The organism is Methanosarcina sp. DH2 (genome assembly GCF_020804225.1).
Taxonomy (GTDB): domain Archaea; phylum Halobacteriota; class Methanosarcinia; order Methanosarcinales; family Methanosarcinaceae; genus Methanosarcina.
This window is the reverse complement of record NZ_WJBI01000014.1, coordinates 66052-82866: the sequence shown is the minus strand read 5'-3', so window position 1 is coordinate 82866 and position 16815 is coordinate 66052. Positions and strand designations below refer to the sequence as shown.

The 16815-nt window shown below is 44.3% G+C and carries 16 protein-coding genes; 9 read left to right on the top strand and 7 right to left on the bottom strand.

What is annotated here, in order from left to right; all coding sequences use genetic code 11:
- Positions 1-322 precede the first annotated feature (322 nt).
- The 5 genes from hypE to hypC form a co-directional block, all read right to left on the bottom strand.
- Positions 323-1369 (bottom strand): hydrogenase expression/formation protein HypE, encoded by a 1047-nt coding sequence (gene hypE / locus FXV91_RS14195; protein WP_229391346.1) that lies wholly within the window; start codon positions 1367-1369, stop codon positions 323-325.
- A 70-nt stretch (positions 1370-1439) separates the two neighbouring features.
- On the bottom strand, positions 1440-2111 hold the full coding sequence (gene hypB, locus FXV91_RS14190; RefSeq protein WP_229391439.1) for a hydrogenase nickel incorporation protein HypB: 672 nt from the start codon (positions 2109-2111) through the stop codon (positions 1440-1442).
- Between the two features lie 274 nt (positions 2112-2385).
- Complete coding sequence (gene hypA / locus FXV91_RS14185) at positions 2386-2787, bottom strand: hydrogenase maturation nickel metallochaperone HypA (protein ID WP_229391345.1); 402 nt, start codon at positions 2785-2787, stop codon at positions 2386-2388.
- A complete protein-coding gene (hypD, locus tag FXV91_RS14180) occupies positions 2780-3898 on the bottom strand; it encodes a hydrogenase formation protein HypD (protein ID WP_229391344.1) in 1119 nt (372 codons plus the stop codon). The genes hypA and hypD overlap by 8 nt, the downstream gene beginning before the upstream one ends.
- Before the next feature lies 1 nt (position 3899).
- Positions 3900-4178 (bottom strand): HypC/HybG/HupF family hydrogenase formation chaperone, encoded by a 279-nt coding sequence (gene hypC / locus FXV91_RS14175; RefSeq protein ID WP_229391343.1) that lies wholly within the window; start codon positions 4176-4178, stop codon positions 3900-3902.
- Between the two features lie 1836 nt (positions 4179-6014).
- On the opposite strand from hypC, the gene FXV91_RS14170 reads away from it, so the two are divergent.
- From FXV91_RS14170 to FXV91_RS14155, 4 genes are all read left to right on the top strand, one after another.
- Positions 6015-7166, top strand: coding sequence for a hydrogenase small subunit (locus tag FXV91_RS14170; RefSeq protein WP_229391438.1), 1152 nt, complete (start codon positions 6015-6017; stop codon positions 7164-7166).
- A gap of 7 nt (positions 7167-7173) precedes the next feature.
- Positions 7174-8961, top strand: coding sequence for a nickel-dependent hydrogenase large subunit (locus tag FXV91_RS14165; protein WP_229391342.1), 1788 nt, complete (start codon positions 7174-7176; stop codon positions 8959-8961).
- A gap of 15 nt (positions 8962-8976) precedes the next feature.
- Positions 8977-9789, top strand: coding sequence for a cytochrome B (locus FXV91_RS14160; RefSeq protein WP_229391341.1), 813 nt, complete (start codon positions 8977-8979; stop codon positions 9787-9789).
- 175 nt (positions 9790-9964) lie between these two features.
- Complete coding sequence (locus tag FXV91_RS14155) at positions 9965-10450, top strand: hydrogenase maturation protease (protein ID WP_229391340.1); 486 nt, start codon at positions 9965-9967, stop codon at positions 10448-10450.
- Here FXV91_RS14155 and FXV91_RS14150 read toward each other — a convergent pair.
- Positions 10447-10629, bottom strand: a complete 183-nt coding sequence (locus FXV91_RS14150) for a hypothetical protein (protein WP_229391339.1) — start codon at positions 10627-10629, stop codon at positions 10447-10449. The two genes, FXV91_RS14155 and FXV91_RS14150, sit on opposite strands and share 4 nt — an antisense overlap.
- A gap of 184 nt (positions 10630-10813) precedes the next feature.
- Here FXV91_RS14150 and FXV91_RS14145 point away from each other — a divergent pair, with 184 nt between their 5' ends.
- Positions 10814-11341 (top strand): SRPBCC domain-containing protein, encoded by a 528-nt coding sequence (locus tag FXV91_RS14145; protein WP_229391338.1) that lies wholly within the window; start codon positions 10814-10816, stop codon positions 11339-11341.
- A 26-nt stretch (positions 11342-11367) separates the two neighbouring features.
- Here the strand turns inward: FXV91_RS14145 and FXV91_RS14140 are convergent, their stop codons facing one another.
- A complete protein-coding gene (locus FXV91_RS14140; RefSeq protein WP_229391337.1) occupies positions 11368-12345 on the bottom strand; it encodes a peptidoglycan-binding protein in 978 nt (325 codons plus the stop codon).
- Between the two features lie 365 nt (positions 12346-12710).
- Here FXV91_RS14140 and FXV91_RS14135 point away from each other — a divergent pair, with 365 nt between their 5' ends.
- From FXV91_RS14135 to FXV91_RS14120, 4 genes are all read left to right on the top strand, one after another.
- Positions 12711-13877 carry a hydrogenase small subunit gene (locus tag FXV91_RS14135; RefSeq protein ID WP_229391336.1) on the top strand — a complete coding sequence of 389 codons (1167 nt, stop codon included), beginning with the start codon at positions 12711-12713 and terminating at the stop codon, positions 13875-13877.
- Positions 13877-15667, top strand: a complete 1791-nt coding sequence (locus FXV91_RS14130) for a nickel-dependent hydrogenase large subunit (RefSeq protein WP_229391335.1) — start codon at positions 13877-13879, stop codon at positions 15665-15667. The genes FXV91_RS14135 and FXV91_RS14130 overlap by 1 nt, the downstream gene beginning before the upstream one ends.
- An 11-nt stretch (positions 15668-15678) precedes the next feature.
- Complete coding sequence (locus FXV91_RS14125) at positions 15679-16470, top strand: cytochrome B (RefSeq protein WP_229391334.1); 792 nt, start codon at positions 15679-15681, stop codon at positions 16468-16470.
- A 171-nt stretch (positions 16471-16641) separates the two neighbouring features.
- Complete coding sequence (locus FXV91_RS14120; protein WP_229391333.1) at positions 16642-16791, top strand: hypothetical protein; 150 nt, start codon at positions 16642-16644, stop codon at positions 16789-16791.
- Positions 16792-16815: the final 24 nt, after the last annotated feature.

Genomic DNA, 16815 nt, shown 5'->3' with positions numbered 1-16815 from the left:
CCTAAGTAAAAGCGATCGAGGGAGCCTGTAAGAAACCAAGAGGGAACCAATAAAAACCCGCAAATAAAAACAACCGAAAAACCCAGTATGATAGTAAATAAAAAAGAATTAGATGCCTGAAAAAATGCTCTATTTAGGTCTCTTTCTCTTTCTTTTTTTGAAGGGCCGCCAGACAAGCTGGCGGAGACACGTATCGCCTGTGAATTGAAAAATGGTTTCCGGGGTTAAGGTAAGTATTTCTCCAGAAGGGCGAAGGAGGAATCCTAATTGCACCTTTTTGAGATAACTAGGCGGCTGTCTGATCTAACGGCAGCCTTCCCTCTTAACATACTCTGGGAATCGGATCTCCAGCCGGGACGTCCACATAACGCATGCCGCCGAAGCGGTTCCTGAGGATTACTTCTCCTTTGTTTTCTGCAGTAACCTCTCCGATAAGAGCTGCGTCCCTGCCGTAGGGATGTTGCTTCAAGATCGAAAGAACCTCTTCTTCAAAGCCGGCTTTGACTCCGATGACGGCTTTTCCTTCATTTGCCACTTCAAGGGGATCAAGGCCCAGCATTTCACAGGCTGCAGTGACTGCGGGCTTGAAGGGGATCAGGTCTTCTTCAAGCATGACTCCAACCCCGGATTTTGATGCCATCTCGTTGAGGGCGTTTGCAAGCCCGCCCCGAGTCGGGTCTTTCATAGCTGTAACTACCGGTTTTCCTTCCGGTGTTTTTATTTTCAGGACTGGCTCTATAAGTTTCCAGAGGGGTGCGGAGTCCGAGACAAGATCGGTATCGAAGTCAAAGCCTTCCCTGTGAGCCATAAGAGAGATCCCGTGGTCGCCTATAGTGCCAGTGACAAGGAGCCGGTCTCCTGGCTTCAGGCCTGAGTCCCTTACAGGGCTGTCCGTTATGCCGAGGCCAGCTGTATTCAGGATGATTGAGTCAAGGGCGGTTTTTTCCATGGTCTTGGTATCGCCTGTAATTATGGGCACTCCAGCCTCAGCAGCGGTTTTATCCATTGTTTTGATTATCTCTTCAAACTCATGGATTGGAAAGCCCTCAGGGATTATGACTGAGCAGGTAAGGGCAAGGGGCTTTGCTCCCATTACAGTGAGGTCATTAATGGTGCCTGAAACCGCCAAGCGTCCTATATTTGTGTCCGGGAAGAAAGCAGGAGTTATCACATGGCTGTCTGTTGTCAGCACAAGTTCGGAGGCAGGGTTAAAGTTTTCAAGTCTGACCGTAGACCCGTCATCAAGGCTGTCAAGCCCTATCGAGCCTGCGCTTTTGTTATGGAAGTTCTTAAGGATAATCTCCCCTATCAGCGCCTGCATTACTTCTCCGCCTGCCCCGTGCTCCAGGGAAATAGTATTGGCTTTCATGTCCGGTCTCCTTTTCCTTTTATCAGCGTTTGAATTGCTTTTATCAGCGTTTGAATCGCTTTGAATCGGCTTAATTTCTCTGAGCTTCCTGTGCTCTTCTGAGCCCGAGTTCAATAAAGCTTATCCAGGTCTCAAGGCTATCCCAGTCGTGTTTTGATGTTAGGATAACCGGCACGTCAGGGTTTAAGGAGAGGATGTCGTCCCTCATTTTTTCGGCGTCAACATCAACTGCATGGGCAATGTCAACCTTGTTTATGACTGCAAGTTCTGCAGTTTTGAAAATCATGGGGTGCTTCAGGATGATGTCGTCTCCTTCAGTGACGCTCACCACAACTGCCCTGAGATGTTCTCCAAGCTTGAAGTCCACAGGGCAGATCAGATTGCCTACATTTTCAATGATAAGAAGGTCCGTATTTTCAAGATCGATCTCATCGAGGGCTTTTTCCACCAGCTTTGCATCCAGGTGGCATTCCTTTCCCGTATTTACAGGGATTGTCGGCACCCCGAGTTTTCTAAAGCGTGAAGCATCCATCTCTGCGATAACATCACCTGCGATTACCGCTGTTCTGTACTTTTCTTTGAGGTGCCTGACAGCCTCTTCGATCAGAGTGGTCTTTCCTGACCCGATGGCTCCCATAACGTTGACTGAGAAGACTCCATGTTTGTCAAGAGCCTTCCTGTTTTTTTCGGCGATTTTGTCATTTGCCTTGAACACATCGTGTCCCATGTGGATTACATGCATTAACATAAACATCACTCGGGGTTACTGGTTATCTTGATGGAAAATCACTCATTGGTATTGAATTCAACTTTGTGGAGCAGGATGTATGTCCAGGTATGTATGTTTGAATGAAGTTTTTTAGTTGAATTTTTAGTTGAATTTTTAGTTGAATTTCGAGTTGAATTTTTAGTGAATCTATTGTGAATTTTAGCGGGTATTTAAGTGGATTTTTTATAAGTATATTTTATAAACCTGCTACCTTTTACCACATTTATATATTTGCCTGCTTTGAAGTTTATTTTTCTACTTCTGTCTCAATATCAATGCTTTTTATAATCAGCTCTCTGCCACCTGTGATGCGAGCATTTCTTCCGCATACCGGGCATTCAAGCGCTGCTATGTATTCCAGAAGTTCGCTTCGGAGTTCCCCATCTTTTCCGATCTGTGTTTCGTCCACAGTGCCTGTGTATCCGCACTCACATTCCAGGGAGGGTGGTATCATCTCTACGACAAACTCCGCATTTTCGGCAATGCTCCCCTCTGCAATTGCCTTAAAACAGAAGCTCAACTGATCCGGATTTGTATGAGCAAGTCTCCCCATTTCCAGGATTATATGCCTGACTTCCAGGGCTTCGTGAGCTTCTGCAGTTGCTATTACCTGCTCAAAGATCTCACAGGCTATAGAATACTCATGCAAACCTGCTTCCCCCTTCCCGCGAGTATCTAAACCAGTTATAGCACATACCTTCCTGGCTGACCATACAGGGGCCTGTCGGATTTTTAGGGGTGCAGTCTTTCCCAAAGCTCGGGCACTGGGAGGGTTTTGCTTTCCCTGTGAGGATAGCTGCACAGATACAGCGCTTCTTATCTTTTCTGTCCGATTTAGCTCTAATCTCTGAAAGGGAAGCGGCATAAAGGTCTTCGTGCTTTTTTGAGGCGTCTTTCTCCTCATACTCTCTCCTGAGAACAAGCCCCGAACCCTCTATGTTGCCAATGCCTCTCCATTCGGACTCCGAGGTTTCGAATACTTCATTCATCAGTTTCAGGGCTATTTTGTTCCCCTCTGCCTTTACAACCCTCGGATATCCATTGTCAACTCTTGAGACTCCTTTCTCTGCCTGCTCCAGGAGCAGATTTATTCCTAGCAGGATGTCTCTTGCCTCAAACCCGCTTACAACAACAGGAAAGCCTTTTTCTGCAAGAGGTTCGAAGGGCTTTGTCCCTATAATGGTTGCTACATGCCCGGGAGCGATAAAAGCATCAACTTCGGCATCTCTGGCAAGAAGCTCTACTGCAGGAGGAGTTTGCTTCTGGGAGGCAAGTAGGCTGAAGTTTTCAGGTGTATTCCTTAGGAGGGCAGCTGCATTTGCAGGAACTGTGGTCTCAAAGCCTATTCCAAAAAAAACAATATCAAGCTCAGGCTTTTTATTTGCAAGGGATACAGCATCATCAATGCTGTAGACCATCCTTACGTCTGCTCCTTCAGACTTTGCATCCAGCAAGCTTTCTACCGAGCCCGGGACCCTCATCATATCCCCAAAAGTGACTACAGCTGCTCCACTCTTTGCAAGGGCAATTGCAATGTCAATGTCTTTTTCGGGGGTGACGCATACCGGGCATCCGGGACCGCTTATGACTTCCATATTCTGCGGAAGCACACTTCTGAGCCCGTATTTTGATATGGTCCTTTCGTGAGTGCCGCAGACATGCATTATGCGGAGTGAAGTTTCAGAAGCGTAAATCCTTTCCAGAAGCTTTTTTTCAAGATCAGGTAGAGCGGGCTTTAAAGAAGAGTCCTTGTTTTCCATTTCATTCAGCGTCCGTTTCTTCGGAGAACCTCGTTTCAAAGATATCTGAATCTTCAAGGCCTGATATCTGCCTGAGCAGGCGCATGGTTTCTTCACTCTCTTCTTTCGAGATTTCAGATATTGCGTACCCAACGTGGACAAGGACATATTTCCCGAGCAGAGATTCACTGGCACCTCCGAGCAGGTCCATATTTACATCTCTGCATATCCCGCCCATATCAATCGTGGCAGTGTTTTCGTTGACGATGCCCTTAATTTTTCCAGGAATAGCTATACACATATTACCTCTACTGTTTTTCTTTCCTGCTTTTCTCTTCTTTTTCTTTTCAAAATCTGGTAATACGAAATCTATTTTCAGTTAAAACAGTCCAATAAGAACAATCTTTTAAGAGGACTGTTTTTTAAGAGGACTGGTTTTAATGCAATTACTCTTCATTTGAATTGATACTTAAAAATTCTATTTGAATAATACTTGAACGACGCTTTAATTGATTTTGAATAATGCTTTAATTGATTTTGAATAGTGCTTTAATTAACACTTGAATTGATACTTGAAGTTATGCTCGAATTCTATTTGAATGATGCTTGAATTGATATTTAACTGATATCTGAATTAATATTTTGAGAATTAGTATTTGGTTCAGTTTAATGAGCTCTTTTGAGAAGACTTTTATCAAGGCTATAATTCTGAGGTTAATGATTGATGAGGAACTTACCTTCCCTAACCGCTCCTATTTTTCGTCTGCCCTTACTTCTTATGACTAAACGAATGCAGCTAATATACAGGGTTTATTATGGCATACTAAAAATATAGTATGAAAATATAGTATGAAAATATAGTATGAAAATATAGTATGAAAATATAGTATACTAATGTGGTATACGGGGATATACGGGAACTAAATCACTGGATTTTATAAAAATAAGTATATTAGTAATTTTATTTTGCACAATTGTATAGTTCTCTTTTATATCCTTTTTGTTTTTTAATTTCACCTTCAAAATTTATACATGTTTTTTGCTCTTATTTTAGAGCAGGCCAGGAAACTCTGATAATAATACTCTAAAATCTGTTCTGACTATTTATGGGCGTTTTTATCCAATATTTGTATCAAATTATTAATATTTTAAGCCCTTTCTTAACGTTTTCATATAAAAAAAGCTATTTTTTTTAAAACGTTTCTTTACTTTAAAAACTTCCTTATGCACTTTTTTCAAAAATGAGGGTGCTAATAAATTGTCATTGGCATGGTTGACAATAATGCAGAAATGAGCACGGTTCTGCGTACACGGCTGATTAAGGCTCCATGTGTGGATTTACATAATTCAAAAAACGATCAATCGGGAAACATTAATCAGTACGAAAGTAGAGGTTAATCAACTGAGGATACAGGTATCTTGATACTGCATCTGAAAATAGATAAGAACACAAGTATAAGCCGCTCATTATCAAGTACATGAGGCTTAAAGTACGGGTTCAAGGCTTGGTACATCTAGAGGCTGAGAGTATAGTTACGGGTTGATGAGTTATTAATATGTAGGTTAACAATAAATAGAGGGATTCCTCAGGGAATAACTGTGAAAATAAGAGGTTCAGTTTTTTGTGGAACCTGACAGGGGATAAGTCATACATTATGCTTGTCGTGAGTTTACTCCTGTTATTAAATTCCCTTCCCGTATTGTAAATGGTTTTTGTTTTCTCTGGAGGCTTATTAATTTTGTATTGATTCTTCATATTTTGTCATACAAATCTCTGATTTCAAGTCCTATTTTTACATTTCATCTTGAATTTCTGGATAGAGAATTCCTCTAAAGAGGGAATTATTTTTTTTCTTTAAGGTTAGCTGGTCCTGCTAAAGTGTCTTTTACCGGTTTATCATGTATGTTAAGATGGATTATTTATTTAAACAAACTATTATATTTTTATGTTTATTAAAAAAATTCCATCTACCGTATTAATATATTTATCACATCGTGTAAAAAACCTTAAATACTATTCCCTCATTGAAAACATTATCGGTATATTTATATACTCATTTATATAATTTCAGTGGAAATTAAAATTAAGATTTTCTTTCGTACATATAATTTGGGTAAAAAACAAGATGTGGTAGAGATGAGTACTGGAATGAAGAATCTTATCCGTACACTGGATAGTTTAGACTTTTTAAAACTAGACCGGCGTACTTTCATGAAGGCTGTAGGCGTGCTTGGTGCAACTACATTTCTCGGCACCTATAAAACAGAGATTGTAAGTGCGCTTGAGTTTGCAGAGACAAAGATTATCTGGCTTCATGGTGCTGAGTGCACCGGCTGTTCCGAATCCATTTTAAACGGGGGCAATCCTGATATTGTCCAGGCAATCAGCAAGCTCAATGTTAACATTGCTTACCATGAGACTCTCCTCGCCCAGCAGGGGCTATTTGTCGACGGCAAGCCTGTAAACACCTCTGAACTGAACTCCGAGCTTTTAGTTGACGAACTTATCGAAGAAGGCAACTATATCCTTGTTGTGGAAGGTGCAATTGCAAACGGTCCGGACGGCTCGGGGCGTTACTGCGTTATCGGGAACAGGACTTTTAAAGAACTCTTTGAAAAAGCTGCAACACGTGCAAATGCTATCCTTGCAGTTGGAACCTGTGCCACTTATGGAGGAATTACCTGTGCAAGCAGCGCTGTTTCCGATGTTCTGGATTACAGGGGAGTAGCTTTTACAAAGGAAGACAGTTCAAAAGGCATGCTCACAGAGCTTGGCATTCACAAACCTGTAATTAACATCCCTGGATGTCCTGCACACCCTGACTGGATTCTCCTTACCCTGGGTGCGGTAATCCTTAACAAGATTAAGATTCCTGACGACCTGGATACCGTCCTTGATAAGTATGGAAGACCCACTGTTTTTTTCCCTACTGACCACACAGTGCATGAAAACTGCCCCCGCCGCGGTTACTATGACCGTGGAGAGTTCGACGAGCAGATTGGCGGAGAAAAATGCCTCTGGAAATTAGGCTGTAAAGCTCCTTACTCTCACGCAGACTGTGCCATTCGCCGCTGGAATGGTTCCGTAAGCATGTGTACTCAGGCAGGCTCTCCCTGTATTGCCTGTGTTGAACCCGGCTTCCCGGACTCGGCAAGACCTTTCTATGTTGAAGCTGAAGACAAGGGCGTGCTTCTTGGGGCAAATATTGACACATTATCCAAAGCTGCAGTCGGTGCTGCTACCGTAGTTGCAGGGGTACATGCTGTTCGGAGAATGAAAGGAGAGTGAATAAAAAATGGTAAACGTTACAGTCGACCCCTTAACCAGGATTGAAGGTCACCTTCGCCTGTCCACTGAAGTAAATGCTGAGGGCATTATAACCGATGCCCAGAGCTCCTGCCTCATGTTTAGAGGCTTTGAACGAATGCTGCAGAACCAGGACCCGAGAGACGCAGCCCTTCTTGTCCAGAGGATCTGCGGTGTCTGTCCGACTTCCCATTCCCTCACAGCTGCCAACGCCCTTGACCAGCTCTTCGGCGTGGCTGACACCGTTCCGAAAGATGCACTTGTAGCAAGAAACATCAATCAGGCTCTGAACTTTATTGCAAGCCATGCTACCCATATCTATATTCTCTGGGGTCCTGACCTTGCAAACCCTGCATACCGGGATGTCCTCACCCCCCTCGGAGAGACCGGAAACGCAGTCTGGAAAGAAATGGTTGGCAGGTTTGCCCCTATCAGCTACAAGATCGATGGGGAAGCTATACCTGCAGGCTCTTCCTACCTTGCAGCAATTCCTGAAAAGAAACGTCTTCAGGAAGCCATTGCAGTCATCGGCGGAAAAATGCCTCATCAGGTAACTTCCTATCCGGGCGGGTATACTTACAAGCCGAATGTGGCAGATATTGGCAAGCTTTCTTCTTACTACCTTCAGGTCATGGACTTTGTTTCGAATTACACTCTGAAAGTTCCATTCGATACCTGGATTGAAAACACCTATAAGGCAAGCTCCCCTCAGAAAGCTGTAAATTTTGTGGTTGAACACCTCAAAGGCCTTGTTGACAAATCCGTAGACTCAAACGACTTCAGTAGAGAAGCCGGCTGGGGAGATGCGGAATTCTATGCTGCCTTCGGTTCCGAACTTGTTGGAGAGACCCTTCTTGACCTTCCTGCAAGCCTCAAACATGACAAAATCGGCGGATACAGCGACCCTTCCAAGATCGCCTTCCTTTCATATGGTGGGTTCTACAACCCTGATAATGGGGACGGATATGACCCGAACAGCCCTGCAGGAGACCGCTTCCTGACTTCAGGCGTGGTAACCGGAAGCCTCGAATATCAGAATTTTGATGCAAGCAAGATTACCGAGAGTGTTGCTCACGCCTTCTATGAAGACACAACTGATGTCCATCCTTCAAAAGGTGAGACCAATCCGTTTACCGATCCTGAAGCAATCCGCTTCGATCAGGGTTCCGAGAGCAGGTACACCTGGAATAAGGCTCCGAGATATGACGGAGTTCCCTGTGAAGTCGGACCTCTTGCACGTATGCTTGCAGCTAAAGAGCCTCTTGTGACCGGACTTGCTCTGGCCTTTAACGAGAACGGTTACTCTGCGGCTAACGTTTACACAAGAATGATGGCCCGCATCCAGGAAACAGCCATTATCGCAAATGAGCTCCTTAAGTGGGTAACTGTCGATTATGACCCTAACGGCAAGATCGCTGTTGACACCGACCTTTCAATGGCAAAGAATTCCGAAGGCATGGGTCTCTGGGAAGCTCCGCGCGGTGCTCTCGGGCACTGGGTCTCTACCGACAGCAACTCTAAGGTTATTACCTATCAGCCCGTGGTCCCGAGCACCTGGAACCTCTCCCCGAGAGATGGTGCAGGTGTGCCCGGTCCTCTTGAGCAGTCCCTTATAGGGGCAAAGATCAATGCCGTAGACAATGCTCTTGGCGTCGATTACACCAATCCGGTTAACATCCTTCATATCGGCAGGTCCTATGATCCCTGCGTTTCATGCGCAGTCCACACCATTGACCTTACCGGGAAAAACGCTCCACGTACTTTAAGAATAGTATAAGGAGGCGACCTATAGATGAAATCCAAAGACAACCCGATGGTTGTTGAGCGCTATACCGTCCTTGACAGGACGGCCCACACCATCCATGCTGTGGCAATGCTGGTGCTCATCATTACCGGGTTAAAAATCTACGCAGGCTGGGACTTTATGAGTTTCCACAACGCCCGCGCCCTTCACATGATCATGGTTCCTGCTTTGCTTGCAGTGAACTGGATCCTTATTCCGTACAACATCTTCTCTTCAAGCGAAGGTGGAGTTCAGGAGAAACTGGCACATTTCATGGACCATTATGTCTTCGGTCCTGAAGATGCAAAACGCCTGAAAGCAATAATCCTCAATTTCTTCGGAAAGGGTGAGTATCCCGCATTCACCATTTATGATGAAGTGTCGGGACACTACAAAACCAAACTTCATCCCGTAATGAAGATCCTTATTGTGCTTGAGGGCACCGCCATCTTTGCAATTGCCGTTTCAGGCGTTGTACTTTACAGGCTTGACTGGGCACTTTTCGGGCTCCCTATAGGTTCATGGGTCCTGTCTGCAGGAGACCTGATTGCACCTTCATTCGGGATGAGTTCCCTGCAGTTCCTCAGGGCCTCTCATCTGCTCTTGACGTACTGGTTTATCTTTGAACTGGTTGTCCACGTGGGTATCCTTGAGTTTGACCCGCACGTCTGGAAGTATCACAAAGCAATCTTCTGGTCCGGAAAAGAGGACCTGTCAGATGCTCACTATGTGGAAATTGTTAAGCCCAATCCAAAACACCTTCCTGACAGGGAACTCTGGCACGATTCGTCCGATACGCCTTCTGAAGTCGTAAAAGATTAACGTTCAGGGAATTCCAGAGCCCGGGAAGAATGCAAGGAATGTAATATAGGCATATAGATTTGCATGGATCTAAAGTTGCTAGAAAAGTACCATATCTAGAAAAATACGATAGCTAGAAAAATACAATAGCTAAAAAAGAATAATAAACACATAATCAACTCTTTAAAGTGATAATATGTCTATATTACATGCTCCTGTCCGAATCCTGGGCTGCGGAAGCCCTCTAATGGGCAATGATGGCGTCGGCCTGAAAGTTATCGAAGCCCTTAAAAAAACGGAACTTGAAGGACTCGAAGGCCTTGATATAGCGGATGCAGGTGTCTGTGGGCTTGATCTCCTTAACTTGCTTGACGGTGCGAAAAAAGTCATAATAGTCGATGCAGTTCTGACAGGCAGTCGGACAGGTTCGATACATCGTATCGAAGGCAGGGACCTGATAAAAGGTGCTGAACCGCACACCCTTGTCTCTGTGCACGACCTTACAATTACCGATGTTTTGAGAATTGGAGAGCAGGTACAGTCGCTTCCGGAAATTGTAGTAATAGGGATAGAAATCGGAGAATTAGCTACTGAAATTTCCTGTGATATCAGTCCTGAAGTCCTCGAGGCTGTGGATGAAACTATAGTGCTTATCAGGGACGAGCTTTCTTACACTCTTTAATCTATTTTTTGTAACTTTTGGTTTTTCTTTTTGGTTTTTCTTTTCGACTTTTGTTTTGACTTTTGTTTTGGTTTTTCTTTTTGGTTTTTCTTTTTGACTTTTGTTTTGACTTTTGCTTTAATTTTTGCTTTGATTTTTGCTTTGGCTTTTTTCTGTTTTATCTCAAAACCCTTTCTCATTGATTTATTGGCAGAATTTCTTTATTTTTGATAAACTATACAAAAATCAATGAAAGATCAATATAAAGATACAAATCATATATTGACAGATTCTTTTTAATTTAATATACTTATTTGATAAATTAACAGATTCTTTTTAATCTAATATATTTATTTGATAATTTTATAAACGAGGGGGAAAACAATGTCAAAATCTACTATCAAATTAATAATAAGAATGCTTTTTTTCCTATTAGTTCTCCATGTAGTAAGGCTTGTCTCTGTAAATACATCTGTTACTCATAAAGATATTCAGGCTGAAGCAGTCATTAACGCATCTGCTTCCAGGGTGTGGCAGGTGTTACTCGATTTCAAGGCATATCCTCAGTGGAATCCCTCTATTCAGAATATGACCGGAACTCCAAGTCCAGGTGAAAAGCTGACAGCTAAGATGCGTGCGGGAAATCTCATTATGACATTGCATCCAACCGTTCTTATCGCGAGGCCTGAAAGACAATTATGCTGGTTGGGACGTCTTTTTATCCCCTGGATATTTGACGGCGAGCACAGCTTTATCATCGAACCACTGAATGAGAATCAGGTGCGTTTCATTCAACATGAGGAATTTAACGGGATACTGATCCCATTTTCTACTAAATTGCTTAAAGATACGAAAAGTAGCTTTAACGAGATGAACCGGGCGCTTAAAGAACGTGCTGAGCAGGCAAATTAAAAAAAGGAAAGATTTTTTCTTTCCGCTCAAAAATTATCTGGATCTCCTGGTACCCAGGTACTGTAGAGATACCACTCAAGTAAAGCTGTATCATCACTATCCGTTTCAATCTCAAATCTCCAGTTAAAAGGCTCTTTGCCAACCATGGAGAATTCGAAAGTGGCAGTTGTTTGAGACAAAATCATAGCTTCTTGAGCTTCTCCAGTATTGGCTTTTATCCGGATAGTTGATGCAAGAGCATGGATATTTTTCACCTCAAAGTGCATTGATTGGCCACCCTGGACTTCAAAGTAACTATCCCCACTCCATATCCCTGACGAATGGAATTTTCTGCCCTGGCTGTCAGCCTGCGGGGGCAACGGAGTTACAGGTGGAGTTACAGGTGCAGTTGAAGGCGGTGTTGTTTTTAAACGCCTGGCTGCACTCTCTGGTTGAGCTGATACCTCCGGTACAGGCGGAACAGGTGGTGCCTTTACCGGTTCGATCACAGGCGCACTTACTCGCTCTACAACAGGAGCCTGTACTGGCGGAACCTGAGGCTCCTCTACTATCGGGACCGGAGGCGCTCTTACAGGTTCCGGATAGTCCCCGGATAGTCTAACCGTAGATGCCCTGGGTGGTTTAACCGGAGGCTCCGGTTCCAATGGAGTTGGAACCTCAGAAACATATGGTTCTGTTGCTGGTGAAACTGAAGGTTCTTGTACTACCCTGGGGAATTCCGCGTCCAGACTTTCTATAGTATCCTGCCCTATTACCCCATCAACCTTCAAGCCGCGTGCCTCCTGGTAGCTCCTGACAGCCAGCTCAGTTTCGTCGCCAAAGATACCATTGGCTCCAACTTTGGGCACAGGAATGCCCAGAATTATCAGAGCTTCCTGAACTTTTTTTACTGCTGAGCCGCTATCGCCTCTGCGAAGAACCTTTTCTTTGTCATAGCAAGCCTCTAAAACCTCGTCGCCTGCAAACCTCGACGATTTTAAATCGTGACCGTCCCCAATAGTCATATTCTATTCCCCACATTATCCATAATTCTACTCCCTATAGTATGCAGCGCATATTGTTTTTTCCATATTACACTGCAGATACTAGATTTAAAATTTCAATATATAAACTGGTCATTAAAATATATAAATCTTTAGAAAAAACCATATTTTTTTTAAATGTAATTAGACTGCTTTAATAAATTGAAGAATAGCCATGACAGGTGGTGGTTATACAGTTTGGATGACCGTGTTCAAGGGCGTAATAGTCTTTTAATACAATAGGGTTTATGTTTTATTATATTTCTATATAAAAATTATTTATTTTCTTCGGGGGAAGTAGAACGAGTGGAGAATCTTTACTTGAAAAGTTTAAAAATCTTGATTTCATGATGATGGACCGCCGAACCTTTATAAAGGCGGTTGGGGTACTGGGGGCCTCGCTGTTTTTACAAACATATAAAAGCGATATGGCAAAAGCCCTTAATGAACTCCCTGAAACTAAAATAGTATGGCTCCATGGGGTAGAATGTACTGGTTGCAGCATATCAATGTTGGACGGAGAATCCCCTGATATTGTAGAATTACTCCAGATTTTTAATCTAAATCTGCTTTATCAGGAAGTTCTCATGATGCAGCAGGGAATTTTCGTGGATGGAAAGCCAGCAAATAACAGTGAACTGAATTCTGAAATCCTGCTGGATGAGATTCTTGAACACGAAAGAGGCTATATTCTTATTTCTGAGGGTGGAGTCCCGAATGGGCCTGACGGCTCAGGGAAATATCTGATCCTTGGAGGCAGGCCCTATAAAGAGGTTTACGAGAGAGCTGCAAAAAATGCCTCGGTAATTGTTGCAATAGGGCAGTGTGCGACCCATAGTGGAGTAAATGCTGCTGAGAGCGACGTGAGTGAGCTTCTGGATCACCGCGGGATTGCTTTTACTCTTGAAGACTCGTCAAAGGGTATTGTCGATCTACTTAGTATCAATACTCCGGTAATTAATATCAATGGTTGTCCTGCTCATCCGGACTGGGTTTTTCTGACGATAGGGGCACTTGCCCTGAGGAAGATCAGGGTGCCTGAAGATTTACCTGAGGTGCTGGATAGATGGAAACGTCCTAAAGTTTTCTACCCTCCTGACCATACAGTGCACGATAACTGCCCACGCCGCGGATTCTATGACCGTGGAGAGTTTGACCTTACTGTTGGGGGAGAAAAATGTCTCTGGAAACTGGGGTGCAAGGGCCCCTATTCCCATGCCGACTGTGCCACTCGCCACTGGAACGGACACCGCAATTTCTGTCCGCAGGCAGGCTCTCCCTGTATCGGCTGCGTGCAGGCAGGTTTTCCTGACAGCACCAGACCTTTTTACGTGGAGATTGAAGATACCGGAATTGTCGGTACCGATCTCGATACTATAGCAGGCGTGGCAATAGGAGGGGCGCTTCTTGCTGCAGGTGCTCACGCCATAAGGAGGACTGTTTTGAAAAAGCCTGAGGAAAAAAAGGATATTTCTGAAGAACATGCTCCAGAAAAAACAGGAGATGAAAAATAATGGTTCAGGTAACCGTAGACCCGGTTTCAAGAATTGAAGGGCATTACAGAATCAACACCGAGGTTGACGGAGACGGCGTGATTACCGATGCCCAGAGCAATGCTTTGCTCTTTAGAGGTTTTGAGAGGCTTCTTCAGAAGCATGACCCCAGGGATGCAGCACTTATGACCGAAAGGATTTGCGGGGTCTGTCCTGTATGCCACAGCATAGCTGCAGCAAATGCTCTGGATGACCTTTTCGGGGTTGCTGACCAGGTCCCCAAAGATGCCCTTGTTATGCGGAATATTCACCAGGGAATGAATCTGATTGCAAGCCATGCTGCCCATATCTATGTGCTCTGGGGTCCGGACCTTGCAAACCCTGCTTATCATGATATCCTGATACAGCACGGAGATATGGGGAGCGCAGTATGGGGGGAATTATCCGGGCGTTTTGCGCCTCTGGTTAATCAGTACAATGGTATCCGTCATCCTGCTGGCTCTTCTTACCTTGGTGCTATAGGCGAACTTCGCCGCCTGCATGAAGCAATTTCCCTTTTCGGCGGCAAGATGCCTCATTCTGTCCTGCAGCATGTAGGAGGAGTGGTTTACTCTCCACACATAGGAGATATCGGAGAACTTGCAGCTTATGTCTCGAAGACTGCAGAGTTTGTTGAAACATTTACTCTCGGAGTTTCTCCCGATACCTGGATTGAAAATACTTACAGGGCTTCTTCTCCGCAAAACGCTGTCGATTTCCTCCTGGAACGCCTGCAGGAACTTCTGGGGAATTCCCTTGCCAGCAATGATTTTTCACACTCCTCCGGCTGGGGAGACGTCCCTCTTTTTGCGGCTTTCGGCTCGGAACTGATAGGGGAACAGCTTCTTGACCTGCCTATCAGTATGAAAATGGATCGGGCAGGAGGTTACAGTGACCCTGATAAAATCGGTTTTCTCTCTTATGGACTCTTCTTCAAGCCTGAGAAAGGGGATGGGTATGACCCTGGAAGCCCTGCGGATGACAGGGTCATTCCTTCAGGTCATATGAACGGGCATCTGGAACTTGAAGAATTCGATTACAGGAAGATTTCGGAGAATATTACCCATTCATTTTATGTTGATGAGGAAGAAGATCGAGCCCCCTGGAATGGGATTACAGTCCCCGAAGGAGATCCCGATAAAATCAATTACACGGGAGGGTCGGAAAGCCGTTACTCCTGGGCAAAAGCTCCCCATTACGATGGTATTCCCTGTGAGGTTGGACCTCTTGCCCGTCTTCTGATTATGGGGGAACCTCTCACTACAGGACTGGTGAGGGCCTTTGAGGAAAACGGCTACTCTCCTGCAAATAACTATACCCGAATGATTGCAAGAATGCAGGAGATCCTTGTAGTTATCCCGGAACTTATGAAATGGATTTTACAGGATCTGGAGCCAGATGCAAAGGTTGCAGTGCATACCGACCTTTCCATGGCAAAGGACTCGGAAGGGATGGGCTTATGGGAAGCTCCGCGTGGAGCTCTCGGGCACTGGATTGCTACAGGTCCGGACTCCATGACCACTCTGTACCAGGCTGTGGTTCCGAGTACCTGGAACCTTGCTCCAAGGAACGCGCAGGGAATTCCGAGCCCTGTTGAGCAGGCTCTCATAGGAACTAAAATCTCAGCTGCTGAAAATGCCCTCGGGGTAGACTATGCAAACCCTCTTGGTATCCTGCATACCGCCCGCTCCTATGACCCCTGTCTCGCATGTGCGGTCCATACAATTGATCGAACCGGAAAACATCCGGATCAGATAATCAGGGTGCTTTAAGGAGGCTTGATATGGTACGGTCTGCTGAGAAACCTGCTTCCAGAAGGATGGTCGTTGAACGGTACACCTGGCTTGAGAGGGTTACTCATCTGGTTCATTTACTTGCTATGTTTACCCTTCTTATCACAGGGTTCAAGATTTATTTTGGCTGGGATTTCATGGAGTTTCATACAGCTCGGACTCTACACATGATTGCAGTTCCTTTTTTCCTGGTCGCAAACTGGCTTCTGGTCCCCTATAATGTCTTTTCCTGCGAAGGGCAGAGGTTGTGTTTTAGGGATAGAATAAGGCATTTCAGGGAATCCTACATGTTCGGAGAGGATGATGCAGAACGCCTGTTCGGTATTGTCAGGAATTTTTTCGGGAAAGGCAAGTACCCTGCTTTTACGGTTTATGATGAACGCAAGGGACATTATGTCACGAAACTTCATCCCCTGCTCAAGCTGCTTATTATTTTAGAAAGCACTGCAATTGCTGTTATTGCCATAACGGGAATAGTGCTTTACAATATTGCCTGGGCTCCTTTAGGGATCCCTATCTCCGGCTGGATTCTCTCTGCAGCCTGGTATATTGCGCCTTTGCTTAACATTGATGCTCTGGGACTGATCCGTTTAGGGCATCTGCTTGCAGGTTACTGGTTTGTCTTTGAACTTGTTGTCCATGTAGGCATTCTTGAGTTTGACCCTGATGTATGGAAATACCATAAAGCAATTTTCTGGTCCGGAAAAGAAGATTTATCAGACAGACATTTTGTCAAGGTAATTGAAGAAAAGGATCAAAAAGGAGTAATGGAAGAGCATTAATAATAAAATGTAACAAAAGGCTGATCAGCAGAAGATAATTGCAGCGAAGAGCAGGTCGCTAAAAAAGCAATTGCCTGAAACTTCTTTGTTAACCTGAATTTTCAAGCTCAACTATTCAGGTAAGTATGGGGATTTCCAAATGGTTATATATCGTCCATTTCATATTTATATATGGGAATCCAGATGTATGAACTGGCGTCGGTCAGGACAAAAGTCGGCCAGATCATCCTCAACCTTTTTATTCTTTTTTTAATGGTGGTGCTTGGGTTACTTGTGGTTGAGTTTGTTCTCAAATGTTTGATAATTCAGGGCCCATACTGAAACTTCGGCTTTTCTTTTATTTTC

What these genes read in the sequence shown, in the direction of transcription:
- hypC (WP_229391343.1), bottom strand. Translation starts at nt 4,178, where the DNA reads ATGTGTATAGCTATTCCTGGAAAAATTAAGGGCATCGTCAACGAAAAC.
- FXV91_RS14170 (WP_229391438.1), top strand. Translation starts at nt 6,015, where the DNA reads ATGAGTACTGGAATGAAGAATCTTATCCGTACACTGGATAGTTTAGAC.
- FXV91_RS14160 (WP_229391341.1), top strand. Translation starts at nt 8,977, where the DNA reads ATGAAATCCAAAGACAACCCGATGGTTGTTGAGCGCTATACCGTCCTT.
- FXV91_RS14145 (WP_229391338.1), top strand. Translation starts at nt 10,814, where the DNA reads ATGTCAAAATCTACTATCAAATTAATAATAAGAATGCTTTTTTTCCTA.
- FXV91_RS14135 (WP_229391336.1), top strand. Translation starts at nt 12,711, where the DNA reads ATGATGATGGACCGCCGAACCTTTATAAAGGCGGTTGGGGTACTGGGG.
- FXV91_RS14165 (WP_229391342.1), top strand. Translation starts at nt 7,174, where the DNA reads ATGGTAAACGTTACAGTCGACCCCTTAACCAGGATTGAAGGTCACCTT.
- FXV91_RS14140 (WP_229391337.1), bottom strand. Translation starts at nt 12,345, where the DNA reads ATGACTATTGGGGACGGTCACGATTTAAAATCGTCGAGGTTTGCAGGC.
- FXV91_RS14120 (WP_229391333.1), top strand. Translation starts at nt 16,642, where the DNA reads ATGGGAATCCAGATGTATGAACTGGCGTCGGTCAGGACAAAAGTCGGC.
- hypE (WP_229391346.1), bottom strand. Translation starts at nt 1,369, where the DNA reads ATGAAAGCCAATACTATTTCCCTGGAGCACGGGGCAGGCGGAGAAGTA.
- FXV91_RS14155 (WP_229391340.1), top strand. Translation starts at nt 9,965, where the DNA reads ATGTCTATATTACATGCTCCTGTCCGAATCCTGGGCTGCGGAAGCCCT.
- hypB (WP_229391439.1), bottom strand. Translation starts at nt 2,111, where the DNA reads ATGCATGTAATCCACATGGGACACGATGTGTTCAAGGCAAATGACAAA.
- FXV91_RS14125 (WP_229391334.1), top strand. Translation starts at nt 15,679, where the DNA reads ATGGTACGGTCTGCTGAGAAACCTGCTTCCAGAAGGATGGTCGTTGAA.
- FXV91_RS14130 (WP_229391335.1), top strand. Translation starts at nt 13,877, where the DNA reads ATGGTTCAGGTAACCGTAGACCCGGTTTCAAGAATTGAAGGGCATTAC.
- FXV91_RS14150 (WP_229391339.1), bottom strand. Translation starts at nt 10,629, where the DNA reads ATGAGAAAGGGTTTTGAGATAAAACAGAAAAAAGCCAAAGCAAAAATC.
- hypD (WP_229391344.1), bottom strand. Translation starts at nt 3,898, where the DNA reads ATGGAAAACAAGGACTCTTCTTTAAAGCCCGCTCTACCTGATCTTGAA.